This is a genomic window from Uliginosibacterium sp. TH139 (genome assembly GCF_002855595.1).
Taxonomy (GTDB): domain Bacteria; phylum Pseudomonadota; class Gammaproteobacteria; order Burkholderiales; family Rhodocyclaceae; genus Uliginosibacterium; species Uliginosibacterium aquaticum.
Genome location: NZ_PKRR01000008.1, coordinates 70,657 through 82,944, shown reverse-complemented (window position 1 = coordinate 82,944; position 12,288 = coordinate 70,657). Strand labels below are relative to the sequence as shown.

General features: G+C 58.8%; 14 protein-coding genes. 12 read left to right on the top strand and 2 right to left on the bottom strand.

The features are described from left to right. Positions 1-39 precede the first annotated feature (39 nt). From C0V76_RS16295 to C0V76_RS16240, 12 genes are all read left to right on the top strand, one after another. Positions 40-531 carry an Rrf2 family transcriptional regulator gene (locus tag C0V76_RS16295; RefSeq protein WP_101943844.1) on the top strand — a complete coding sequence of 164 codons (492 nt, stop codon included), beginning with the start codon at positions 40-42 and terminating at the stop codon, positions 529-531. Between the two features lie 12 nt (positions 532-543). Next, positions 544-1,698: a cysteine desulfurase family protein gene (locus C0V76_RS16290; protein WP_101943843.1), complete on the top strand. Its 1,155-nt coding sequence runs from the start codon at positions 544-546 to the stop codon at positions 1,696-1,698. Between the two features lie 31 nt (positions 1,699-1,729). Continuing rightward, a complete protein-coding gene (locus C0V76_RS16285) occupies positions 1,730-2,938 on the top strand; it encodes an IscS subfamily cysteine desulfurase (RefSeq protein WP_101943841.1) in 1,209 nt (402 codons plus the stop codon). An 18-nt stretch (positions 2,939-2,956) separates the two neighbouring features. Then, entirely contained in the window at positions 2,957-3,346 is a 390-nt protein-coding gene (gene iscU, locus C0V76_RS16280) for a Fe-S cluster assembly scaffold IscU (RefSeq protein ID WP_101943839.1), read from the top strand. Next, positions 3,346-3,669, top strand: coding sequence for an iron-sulfur cluster assembly protein IscA (iscA, locus tag C0V76_RS16275; protein WP_101943837.1), 324 nt, complete (start codon positions 3,346-3,348; stop codon positions 3,667-3,669). The genes iscU and iscA overlap by 1 nt, the downstream gene beginning before the upstream one ends. A 147-nt stretch (positions 3,670-3,816) precedes the next feature. Then, on the top strand, positions 3,817-4,329 hold the full coding sequence (hscB, locus tag C0V76_RS16270; RefSeq protein WP_101943835.1) for a Fe-S protein assembly co-chaperone HscB: 513 nt from the start codon (positions 3,817-3,819) through the stop codon (positions 4,327-4,329). Further along, positions 4,329-6,197: a Fe-S protein assembly chaperone HscA gene (gene hscA, locus C0V76_RS16265; RefSeq protein ID WP_101943833.1), complete on the top strand. Its 1,869-nt coding sequence runs from the start codon at positions 4,329-4,331 to the stop codon at positions 6,195-6,197. Before hscB ends, hscA begins: the two co-directional genes overlap by 1 nt. A 12-nt stretch (positions 6,198-6,209) precedes the next feature. Then, complete coding sequence (fdx, locus tag C0V76_RS16260) at positions 6,210-6,554, top strand: ISC system 2Fe-2S type ferredoxin (protein WP_101943831.1); 345 nt, start codon at positions 6,210-6,212, stop codon at positions 6,552-6,554. Beyond that, positions 6,551-6,745: a Fe-S cluster assembly protein IscX gene (gene iscX, locus C0V76_RS16255; RefSeq protein ID WP_101943829.1), complete on the top strand. Its 195-nt coding sequence runs from the start codon at positions 6,551-6,553 to the stop codon at positions 6,743-6,745. Before fdx ends, iscX begins: the two co-directional genes overlap by 4 nt. A gap of 200 nt (positions 6,746-6,945) precedes the next feature. Continuing rightward, positions 6,946-8,883, top strand: coding sequence for a flagellar hook-associated protein FlgK (gene flgK, locus C0V76_RS16250; RefSeq protein ID WP_101943828.1), 1,938 nt, complete (start codon positions 6,946-6,948; stop codon positions 8,881-8,883). 5 nt (positions 8,884-8,888) lie between these two features. Beyond that, a complete protein-coding gene (gene flgL / locus C0V76_RS16245) occupies positions 8,889-10,103 on the top strand; it encodes a flagellar hook-associated protein FlgL (RefSeq protein ID WP_101943826.1) in 1,215 nt (404 codons plus the stop codon). 9 nt (positions 10,104-10,112) lie between these two features. Then, a complete protein-coding gene (locus C0V76_RS16240) occupies positions 10,113-10,547 on the top strand; it encodes a hypothetical protein (RefSeq protein ID WP_101943824.1) in 435 nt (144 codons plus the stop codon). Between the two features lie 9 nt (positions 10,548-10,556). On the opposite strand, the gene fabI is transcribed toward C0V76_RS16240, so the two are convergent. Next, on the bottom strand, positions 10,557-11,348 hold the full coding sequence (gene fabI, locus C0V76_RS16235; protein WP_101943822.1) for an enoyl-ACP reductase FabI: 792 nt from the start codon (positions 11,346-11,348) through the stop codon (positions 10,557-10,559). A 151-nt stretch (positions 11,349-11,499) separates the two neighbouring features. Then, positions 11,500-12,282 (bottom strand): peptidyl-prolyl cis-trans isomerase, encoded by a 783-nt coding sequence (locus C0V76_RS16230; RefSeq protein WP_101943820.1) that lies wholly within the window; start codon positions 12,280-12,282, stop codon positions 11,500-11,502. Positions 12,283-12,288 lie beyond the last annotated feature (6 nt).

Below are 12,288 nucleotides of genomic sequence, written 5' to 3'. Positions count from 1 at the left end.
AGGATTTCAGCCAGCCACCCACAGAGACCGGAGCAGAACATGCGCCTCACCACCAAAGGTCGTTTCGCCGTTACCGCCATGATCGATCTGGCCCTGCGCCAGGACAAGGGGCCAGTAACGCTGGCCGGCATCAGCGAGCGTCAGAGTATCTCGCTTTCCTATCTTGAGCAGCTTTTCGGCAAGTTGCGTCGCCATCAGCTGGTTTCTAGCGTGCGTGGCCCTGGCGGCGGTTATTGCCTGGCCCGTACCATGGACAAGATCACCGTCGCAGACATCATCATTGCTGTTGACGAGCCACTGGATACCACTCAGTGCGGTGGCAAGGAAGACTGCAACGGCCAGCCGCATCACCGTTGCATGACCCATGATCTGTGGTCCAATCTGAACCGCCGCATGTTCGAGTATCTCGAATCGGTGGATCTGGATACTCTGGTCAGCCAGATTCGTCAGCGCGAAAACCCGCATCAGGCTGTCGTGCTGTGCGACGAGTTTCGTCGCGGCAGCAAGGCCGATGCTGAGGCGCTGGCCTGAGCGGAGACTGTCATGTTTGCCCCGGCCTATCTCGATCACAATGCCAGCACGCCGCTTGATGCGCGTGTGCGTGAGGCCATGCTGCCCTGGTTGGGCGGAGGGCGCTGGGGCAACGCGTCTAGTCGTCATGAATATGGCCGGCAGGCACGCGCTGCGATTGATCAGGCTCGCCAGCAAGTGGCTGCGGCGGTGAATGCGCACCCGACCGAGGTGATCTTCACCAGCGGCGGCTCCGAATCCAACAACCTATTCATCAAGGGCGCGGCCGCGAATCTGCCTGTGGGGCGAATCGCCATCGGTGCCAGTGAACATCCCTGTGTGCGAGAACCGGCCCGGCAGTTGCGGCATGCGGGATGGCAGTTGAACGAGTTGCCGCTGAGTGCTGAGGGTGCACTTGATACAAATGCCGCGCTTGATCAAGTGCTGCGTGACAAGCCTGCGCTGGTTTCGGTGATGCTGGCCAACAATGAAACAGGCGTGCTGAATGATCTTGTGACCTTGGCCAAAACCCAGCGTGCGCAGGGTGGATATATTCACAGTGACGCGGTGCAGGCCTTGGGTAAAATCCCGCTCGACTTCCGCGCGCTGGGTGTGCATGGACTGACGCTCTCGTCGCATAAGGTTTATGGCCCCCTTGGGGCTGGTGCATTGGTGCTGGACAAGCGGGTCGAATTAGAGGCGCTGATTGGCGGTGGAGGTCAGGAGCGCGGGCTGCGCTCCGGTACCGAAAATGTCGCGGCCATCGTTGGCTTCGGCCTTGCCTGCGAACTGCTGCAAGATGATCTGCAGCGGCGGGTTCAGCATATGCAGGCGCTGCGTGATTGCCTGGAGGTCGGGTTGCGGAAATTGCAGGCCTGTCTCTTCGGTGTTCAGGCTGCGCGCTTGCCGAATACAAGTTTTTTCGCTTTTGAGGGGATCGACGGCGAAACCCTGGTTGGCAAGCTGGATCGTGCCGGCTTTGCAATGGCGAGTGGCGCGGCCTGTTCATCGGCCAATCCCGAACCTTCGCGCACCCTGTTGGCGATGGGAATTGCCCCTGAGCTGGCGCGTGGCGCGGTGCGGGTCAGCGTGGGACAGGGCACACAGATGAGCGAAATTGAAAGTTTTCTGCTGGCCTTGCGTCAGACCCTGAATGAATTGAAGAACCTGACTGCGCTTGCAGTCTGAAACAAAGACAACAAGCCCCCTGGAGCAGCTGATGAAGTTCCCCATCTACCTCGATTACTCAGCAACCACCCCGGTTGATCCGCGCGTGGCGCAGAAAATGATTCCCTGGCTGACCGAACATTTCGGTAATCCGGCTAGCCGCTCGCATCCCTATGGCTGGGATGCTGAGGCCGCAGTGGAAGAGGCGCGCACGCAGGTAGCCGCGCTGGTGGGGGCTGACTCCAAAGACATCGTGTGGACCAGCGGCGCCACCGAGTCCAACAACCTCGCAATCAAGGGGGCTGCCCAGTTCTACAAGGGTAAGGGCAAGCATCTGATCACGCTGAAAACCGAGCACAAGGCTGTGCTGGACACCATGCGCGAACTGGAGCGACAAGGCTTCGAAGTCACCTACCTTGAGGTGCAAGAAAACGGTCTGCTGGATCTGGAGGCCTTTAAGGCGGCGCTGCGTCCGGACACCATCCTGGTGTCAGTGATGTTTGTGAACAACGAAATCGGCGTGATCCAGCCGATTGCCGAGATCGGTGAAATCTGCCGCGAGAAGGGCATCATCTTCCACGTCGATGCAGCGCAGGCTACCGGTAAAGTCGAGATCAATCTCGAAACACTCAAGGTTGATCTGATGTCCTTCTCGGCCCATAAAACTTACGGTCCTAAAGGCATTGGGGCTCTCTACGTGCGTCGCAAGCCGCGGGTGCGGATCGAAGCGCAAATGCACGGCGGTGGCCACGAGCGCGGTATGCGCTCAGGCACCTTGGCTACGCATCAGATCGTTGGCATGGGGGAGGCTTTCCGCATCGCCTGCGAAGAAATGGCCAGCGAAAACGCGCGTATCGGCGCATTGCGGGATCGTTTGCTCAAGGGGCTCTCAGACATTCCTGAAACCTATGTGAATGGTGATGTGGCGCATCGCGTGCCGCACAACCTCAACATCAGCTTCAACTATGTGGAAGGCGAGTCGCTGATCATGGCGGTGAAGGATATTGCCGTATCGAGTGGCTCGGCGTGCACCTCAGCCTCGCTGGAGCCTTCCTATGTGTTGCGCGCCCTTGGACGCTCGGACGAGCTGGCTCACAGCTCGATCCGTTTCACCATCGGCCGCTTTACCACCGAAGAAGAAGTTGACTACACGATCAAGCTGATGCACGCCAAGATCGACAAGCTGCGCGAACTCTCGCCGCTGTGGGAAATGGTGCAGGAAGGCGTCGATCTGAATTCCGTGCAGTGGGCTGCACACTGAATCTGGCAGGAGAAAAAAATGGCATATAGCGACAAGGTCTTGGACCACTACGAAAACCCCCGTAACGTTGGCAGCTTCGGCAAGGATGAGGCCACCACTGTGGGCACCGGCATGGTCGGTGCGCCGGCTTGCGGTGATGTGATGAAACTGCAGATCAAGGTCAATGAAGCTGGCGTGATCGAAGATGCAAAATTCAAGACCTATGGCTGCGGCTCGGCCATTGCTTCGAGCTCGCTGGTAACCGAGTGGGTGAAGGGCAAGACGCTGGATGAGGCGCTCAACATCAAGAACACGCAGATTGCGGAAGAGCTGGCGCTGCCGCCGGTTAAAATCCACTGCTCGATCTTGGCCGAAGATGCAATCAAGGCTGCTGTCGACGACTATCGCAAGAAGCACGAGGCAAAGTAATGGCTGTCACCCTGTCCGAAGCCGCTGCGCGGCATATCACCAAGTTCCTCGCCAAGCGTGGCAAGGGCATCGGCGTTCGCTTGGGCGTTAAAACGACCGGGTGCTCGGGCATGGCTTACAAGCTCGAGTATGCGGACGAATCTGAAGCCGATGATCTGGTCTTTGAAAGTCAGGGTCTGAAGGTCATGGTCGATCCGAAGAGCCTGCCTTACATTGATGGCACCGAGCTTGATTTTGTGCGCGAAGGCCTCAACGAAGGCTTCAAGTTCAACAATCCGAACGTGAAGAACGAGTGCGGCTGCGGCGAGAGCTTCAACGTCTAGGGCTTGTCAGACATGCGCCCGGCAATACTTCTCCAATGTGGTGTTGTCGGTGGCGGTAAAGCCTACCGCCTTGTTTCTCAGCCCTTCCGGAACCTAACCTGATCAGACGCCTTGTCGTGCCCCGTGTGTGGCAAGGCGTTCCACACCATGCAAGAGTACTTCTCACTCTTCGGTTTGCCCGAGCGTTATACGCTCGATTCTGCCCAGCTCGAAGCGGCCTATCGCAATGTGCAGGCACAGGTGCATCCGGACCGCTTTGCCCATCGCCCTGAAGCTGAACGGCGAGTGGCCATGCAATGGGCTACGCTCGCCAATGAAGCTTTCCGAACCCTCAAGAGCCCGCTCAATCGGGCCCGCTACCTGCTGGAGCGCCGTGGCTATGCCGTTGAAGCCGAGCGCAATACCGGGATGTCGCACGCGTTCCTGATGCAGCAGATGGAGTGGCGCGAAGCGGCCGAGGAAGCCAGCGGCGATGCAGTCGAGCTGCAGCGCCTGCAGAAGGAGCTGGCGCGTGATGAGCGTGTGATGCTCGACGATCTCAAGCACGCCATCGATGAGGTTGAAGATCTGGTCGTGGCTACCGAACTCGTGCGTCGCCTCATGTTCATGGAAAAACTGCGTCATGAAATTGATGACGCTCTCGCACAACTGGATAACTGATGGCCCTCCTGCAGCTCTCCGAACCGGGCGAAACGCCGGATCCGCATCAGCAACGTTTCGCAGTCGGTATCGATCTCGGCACGACCAATTCCTTGGTGGCGACCGTGCGCCATTCAATCCCGGAATGCCTGGCAGGTGACGGCTGCGGCGTGATCCTGCCTTCCGTGGTGCGTTATCAGCGCGATGGCAAGACCATCGTTGGTCAGGATGCACTGGCGGCTCAGGCGGCTGATCCGCGCAATACCATCGCGTCGGTCAAACGCTTGATGGGACGTGGCCTGGCGGATACCGATGCCGGCATGCGCGCGCGTTACGATCTGGTGGATACCGGCGGCATGGTGCGTATCCATACCGTGGCCGGGCCGCGCACCCCGGTTGAAGTTTCCTCTGAAATCCTGCGTGTGCTCCGTGAGCGCGCCGAAGCTACTCTGGGCGATGAGCTGGTGGGCGCGGTGATCACTGTGCCGGCCTATTTCGATGACGCTCAGCGCCAGGCCACCAAGGACGCTGCGCGCGTGGCCGGTCTGAACGTGTTGCGCCTGCTCAACGAGCCGACGGCAGCCGCCATTGCCTACGGTCTCGATGAGGCCGCCGAAGGTATTTACGCGGTGTATGACTTGGGGGGCGGCACTTTCGATTTCTCGATCCTGCGTCTTTCACGTGGAGTGTTCGAAGTGATGGCCACCAGTGGGGACTCCTCGTTGGGCGGTGATGATTTCGATGAGGCGCTGGCTGATTGGATGCACCGCCAGGCCAGTGGTGTAGATCTGGATTGTTCCAAATCCCGCGCTCTGCTGGTGGAGGCGCGGCGGGTCAAGGAAGCACTCACGACGCATCCCGAGGTGATCGCTCACGTTCCTGTCGCGGCTGACGGGCTGCGCGAGCTGAAAGTCGGTCTGGCCGATTTCCAGCAGCTGACTCAAGAATTGGTCGAGCGCACTCTGCTGCCGGTGCGCAAGGCGCTGCGTGATGCGGCCCTCAAGGTTGATGAAATCCAGGCTGTGGTGATGGTTGGCGGAGCTACCCGCATGCCGCATGTGCGTACGGCCGTGGCGCAGCTTTTCGGCCGCGAGCCCTTCACCGAGATTGATCCGGAGAAAGTCGTAGCCATTGGTGCCGCGATCCAGGCAAACGTTTTGGCCGGGAATCGTCGCCCTGGCGAGGATTGGCTGCTGCTCGACGTGATCCCGCTGTCGCTGGGTCTTGAGATGATGGGTGGGCTGACCGAGAAAATCATTCCGCGCAATTCCACCATCCCGGTCGCCAAAGCGCAGGAGTTCACGACCTACAAAGACGGCCAGAGCGCCATGGCAATCCATGTGCTGCAGGGCGAGCGCGAACTGGTGCAGGACTGCCGTTCCTTGGCGCGCTTCGAGCTGCGCGGCATTCCCCCTATGCCAGCCGGTGGTGCCCGGATACGGGTGACCTTCCAGGTCGATGCCGATGGTTTGCTGTCGGTAAGCGCCCGTGAGCAGACTACGGGTGTTGAATCCAATGTCACGGTGAAACCCAGCTACGGGCTTTCTGACGATGAGATTGCCGGCATGCTCAAGTCTGGTTTCGAGCACGCGTCGGAAGACATGCAGGCTCGTTCCCTGCGCGAGCAGCAGGTCGAAGCTGAACGTCTGCTCGAAGCGACTCGCCAGGCGCTCAACGAAGATGCTGCCTTGCTCGAAGCGAATGAACTGCTGCTGGTTGAATCGGCCATGAGTCGTTTGCAGCAACTGGCCACCGGCACGGATCACCTTGCGATCAAGGCCGGCATCGATGCCCTCTCGGCACAAACTGGCGAGCTCGCGGCGCGGCGTATGGACAAGGCCATTCGCCAGGCGCTCACTGGCAGCCGTGTTGATAACCTCCCTATCTGAAAGGAGAAGACCATGACTCAGATCGTCGTCCTCCCGAATGCCGGACTGTGCCCCGATGGCGCTGTTCTGGAAGCCGCTCCTGGCGAAACCATCTGTGATGTGCTGCTCGCCAACGAGATCGATATCGAACACGCCTGTGAGAAGTCCTGTGCCTGCACCACCTGCCATGTGATCGTGCGTGAAGGCTTCAACTCGCTCGAAGCGGCTGACGAACTTGAAGAGGACATGCTGGACAAGGCCTGGGGCCTGGAGCCGCAATCGCGCCTCTCATGTCAGGCCGTGGTTGCGGAGACGCCCCTGGTGGTGGAGATCCCGCGCTATACCGTTAACATGGTCAGTGAAGGGAACTCCAAATGAAATGGACCGACACACTTGAAATCGCTATCGCACTCTCCGATGCATATCCCGATGTGGATCCGACCCGGATCAATTTCGTCGACTTGATGAACTGGGTGAAAGCGCTGCCAGGCTTTGACGATGCCAGCGATCGGTGTGGTGAGCGCATTCTTGAAGCCATCCAGAGCGCCTGGATCGAAGAGCGCGAATAAAGTCGGAATGCGCAGGTTTGGCGTACGGCGAGGCGGCAATTTATGCCGCCTTTTTCATGCGCTCCAATTCCTCCTTGAGGTGTTTTTGGGTGTGTATTTAATCCAATAAAATCAAATGCTTGCCTTGTAATTAAAGGCGAATGAAAAAACTGGCACCGGATTTGCGTTAGAAGCTCGTAACAGCAGCGGAGCGCGCGACCATGTCAGGCCTACTCAGTATTTCTCTTACCGGTCTCAATGCCTCACAGGCAGCGCTAAACACGACCAGCCATAACATCTCGAACGCCAATCTGGCAGGTTATAACCGTCAGCAGGTCGTGCTGGAGTCTGCCCAGCCGATGTTCAGTGGGGTGGGATTCTTCGGGCAGGGCACCGAAGTCAGCACAGTCAAACGCGTCTATAGCCAGTTTTTGGCCGGGCAGGTGCTTGCTGCAGATACTTCGCGCGCTGAATTTGAAACCTATTACAACCAGATCAAGCAGGTCGATAACCTGCTTGCGGATTCCACTGCCGGTCTGAGTCCGGCGCTCGACGAATTCTTCCGCGGCGTCCAACAAGTGGCGGCAGATCCCTCCAGCGTGCCTTCGCGTCAGTCCATGCTGTCCAATGCCGAAGCGCTGGCTACCCGTTTCAAGGCCATGCAGGCGCGTATTCAGGAAGTTCGCGATGGCGTCGAAACCCAGATCAGCCAGGTAGTGGGGCAGATCAACACTTTGGCCAGCAAGGTTGCGGATCTCAACAACAAGATTGTTTCCGCCCAGTCGGCCGGCCCCAATGTTCCGGCAAATGACTTGATGGATACGCGTGACGCCATCGTCACTGAGCTCAATACCCTGATCAAGGTTACGGTCACCGGCAATACCGATGGCACCATCAATGTATTCATTGGTAGTGGGCAGCCACTGGTGATGAATACCGATGTGTTTTCGCTCAACACAGCGCCTTCTGCGACAGACCAGAATCGCGTCGCAGTGGGGGTGCAGCTACCCAGCGGCGGCATCGTGCCGATTCCTGAGAATCTGCTCAGTGGCGGTGAATTGGGTGGCCTGATCAAATACCGCAGTGAATCGCTGGACGAAGCCCAGAATGCCCTGGGTCGGATCGCGCTGAGTCTGGCAACCACTTTCAATGCACAACATCAGCTTGGGCAGGATTTGCAGGGCGCTATGGGCGGCAATTTTTTCGGTTCGCTCACCTCGACCATGCAGAATTTGCCGAATCTGCTCACCTCCTCCCCTTCAACCGCGAGCCTCACGACCAGTGTGGTGGATGTGGGCGGGCTCACCACGGATGACTATGTGATGAGTTTCGATGGGGCCACCTATACGTTGAGCCGGACGTCGGACAGTGGCGTTGTGTATTCCGGCGCTACGCTGCCGACGAATATAGATGGATTGAGTATTTCCGGCACGATGGCGGCCGGAGACCGAGTGCTGATCCAGCCAACCCGCTTTGCCGCACGCGATATCTCGATAGCCATTCAGGATACCGCCTTGATCGCTGCAGGCTCTCCGGTGCGTAGTGTTGCCGCAAGTACCAACACCGGTACCGGTTCCGTGACTCAGCCGGTCGCTGAGAGCTTGACCGGCATTCTTGCGCCCGCCGCCGCTCACATTGCCACTCCCATCACCCTTACATTCGATTCGGCGCTGAATCAGTTCAACGTTACCGGCGCTGTGCCAGCCACCATTGCCTACGATCCGGCCAGCAACGCTGCGGGAACCACCGTAACCCTCACCAATCCCAATCTGAGTTTTGCGATTGCAGGTCGCCCTGCCAATGGCGATACCTTCACCATCGAGACCAATGTTGGCGGCACCAAGGATGGGCGCAACGCCAATGCGCTATACGCGATCGCCTCGGCCAAGGATTTGCTCGGGGGCACGGCGACCCTGGGTTATGCGTATTCGCAGATGGTCAGCAATGTAGGTACCCAGACCAGCGAAGCCAAGGTCAATGCCACAGCACAGGCCGGGCTGCTGGAGCAGGCAACGGCAGAGCAGCAAGGCCTTTCCGGCGTGAACCTGGATGAAGAGGCCGCCAACCTCCTGCGTTACCAACAAGCCTATCAAGCTTGCGCGCGCTGCATTGGCATTGCGCAAAGCCTGTTCGACGACATCCTCTCGGTCATGAGGTAAGCATCATGCGAGTTAGCACTTCCCTTATTTACGACACCAACGTTGCTACCATTGGTCGCCAGCAGGTGGATCTGCTGCATACCCAACAACAACTCTCGACGGGCTCTCGCGTGGTGGCACCGAGTGATGATCCGGTGGCCTCGGCTCGGGCGCTGGAAATCTCCCAGTCCGTCAGTCGTATCAATCTCGAAAAGGAGAACCAGGGGACGGCTTCCGATTCGCTCAAGGCGCTCGACAGCCAGTTGGGCGCCATCGGTGAGTTGCTGACCTATGTGCGTGAACGTGCGGTTCAGGCGGGTAATGATGCACTCTCAGCGGAAGACCGGCGTTCCATCGCGGTGGATGTGCGGGCGCAGTTCGAGGAGTTGATGAGCCTTGCCAACGCCAAGGATTCGTCTGGCGAATACATGTTCTCCGGCTACAAAGGCGACGCGCAGTCTTTCACCGGCAATCTTTCAGGCGTGAGTTACCAAGGGGATCAGGGCACTCGAACCCTTCAGGTTTCAAGTACCCGCCTGATTCCGGTCAGTGTGAATGGCAGCGAGCTCTTCCTTAATATCGAATCCGGCAACGGCACTTTTTCCACGCATTCCACCTCTACCACCGCCACCATCAGTGATGGCGATGTAACCGGCCCTGTGGCTTACGCTGGTGGGCAATACGGCATCCGTTTCAGCAGCCCTACGACTTACGATATTTTCGATTTAGCGGCCGATCCGACCATGAGTGGGGCGCCCTTGACATCGGGGGCGTATGTCTCCGGGCAGTCCATTGGCTTGCCTGATCCGGCTAATGCTGCGACCCAGGAAATCGCCATCGTGATTTCTGGAACCCCCTCTGCCGGTGACACTTTCAATGCCCTGCCTGGAGCCAGCACTGACATGTTCACAAGTCTGCAGCAGCTGATCGTGGGGCTGGAGAACACCACCGGGGCGGATTACCAGACAACGATCGCTGAATCGATCAGCCGGCTCGACAATGCGCTGGAGAATGTGCTGCGTCTGCGGGCGCAGGGAGGCTCTCGACAATTGGAAGTCGAGGCGCTGGAAAGCGTAGGAGAGGACATGCAAATCCAGTATGCGGACCGACTGGATCGTCTGGTGGGGCTGGATTACGTAACCGCGATTTCGGACTTCCAGCAGCAGCAGACCTACCTGGAGGCTGCCCGCAGCACCTTCTCCAAAGTCACAGGGCTGTCCCTGTTCAACTTCATTTCTTGAGGGCGCGCCATGAAGCGACTTCTGCCAACCCTCCTGTTGCCGGCCTGGCTGGTGATGGCCGCCTGCAGTACGCTCAGTAAGCCGATTCCGTCCGATGGGCTCGGGTATGCGGTGACCTATGGCGATGTTCTGAAGGTTGGAGTCCTGATCGGTACGCTTTACTACATTACCGATCCGCGGGCACCAAGCTGGGAAATCAGTGAGACCCGCCTGCCTGACCAGCGCGTGATCTATCAGATGAACAAGCAGTATCTCAGCGTGGGTGGGGATGGCGAAGCGGGCTACATCATGCGGCGGCGCGCCGAATCACTGGTGCGCGAATTGGGGATGGCGGACTACCGGATCGAGCGCTTTGAGGAAGCCGTGGATAACCGTATCCTGCTGCCGCGGCGCACGGCCTATGCCGAGATCCGGATGATCCCGGTGAAGGCCGTAGGCGGATAGCGCAGCGCCTTACAGCGGCTCGTCAGTACCGATGGCGACCGAATTGAAGCCAGCATCCACATACATGATCTCTGCCGAGATGCCCGAGGCCAGATCGGAACACAGGAAGGCCGCGGCGTTGCCGACTTCATCGATGGTCACATTGCGACGCAGTGGCGCGTTGTGTTCGTTGAAGGTCAGCAGCTTGCCGAAATTGCCGATACCCGATGCCGCCAGGGTACGGATCGGCCCGGCCGAGATGGCATTCACACGGGTTCCTTCCGGCCCTAGTGCATTGGCCATGTAACGGACCGAAGCCTCCAGGCTGGCCTTTGCAAGGCCCATCACGTTGTAGTTGGGCAGGGTGCGGACCGCGCCGAGATAGGAGAGGGTCAGCAACGAACCATTGCGTCCCTTCATCAGCGGGCGAGCAGCTTTGGCGAGCGCCGCGAAGCTGTAACTGCTCACTTCGTGAGCGGTACGGAATGCCTCACGCGAAAACCCTTCAAGGAAGTCTCCCTTGAGGGCTTCTGCTGGTGCAAAGGCCAGCGAGTGCACGATGCCATCCAGCCCGTCCCAATGTTGGGCGATTGAGTCGAACAGGGCGGTGATCTGCTCGTCGTACTGCACATCGCACAGGAATACTCGTTCGCTGTCGAACTCACGCGCCATTTCTGTCACGCGATGCAGGAAACGCTCGTGCTGGTAAGTGAAAGCGAGTTCAGCGCCTTCGCGATGCATGGCTTTTGCGACGCCGTATGCAATCGAGCGATTGCTCAGCAACCCACAAATGAGGATGCGCTTGCCTGCGAGAAAACCCATTTCCGTTCCCCGGTAGTTTTGATTGTGGTGCGATTATAGCCATTCTCCCCGCATGGTTTTATTGGGGGCTGGCTGTGCGCGGCAGGGCGCCGCGCAAAGTCGCGGGCTCCGCCCCTTACCTGCTGGCAGAGGTCGGAGCCCGGAGGCAGACTTACTCGACCTTGGCTTTGGCCATCAGGCTATTGATGTACTTGGAGAGTGCTTGTTGCTCGAGGCCCTGGCGCAGATTGCCCTGGACTTCTTCGTACTTGGGCGGCACGGCCTGACGGGAATCCTCCAGCTTCACTACGTGATAACCGAAGTTGGACTGCACCGGCAGGGCATGGAACTTACCCTTTTCCAGCTTGGCCAGCGCTTCGCCCATGGCCGGCGGCAGACCGGCGGGGGCTACCCAGCCGATATCACCGCCATTGTCCTTGGAGCCCGCATCAACTGATTCCTTGGCCAAGTCTTCAAACTTTGCGCCGCTCTGCAGCTTGGCGATAATGGCCTTGGCGGCCTCTTCCTTTTCGACCTGGATGTGGCGGACCTTGTATTCGGTACCGCTCATTTCCTTGACGCGACGGTCATACTCGGCGCGCACGCTAGCATCCGAAACCGGGTTGGCCTTCATCCAGTTATTGATGAAGCCGCCGACCAGGATGCCCTGGCGTGCCACATCCATGCGCGCGATCACTTCCGGTTTCTTGTCGAGGCCGCTTTTCTTGGCCTCTTGAGCAAGCAGCTCACGGCGGATCAGTTCTTCCTTAACGGCTTTGCGCAGTTCCTCGTTGTTGGGCGCGCCCTGGGCTACCTGTTCGGCGATCATCAGCTCACCGATTGAGGCCGGGATTGTGACCCCATTGACCTTGGCCAGGGGTTTCTGGGCTTGAGCTTGGGCAACGCCGGCAGCAAGAAGAAGGGAGAGGGCTACACAACTCAGCTTCACGGACATGTTATT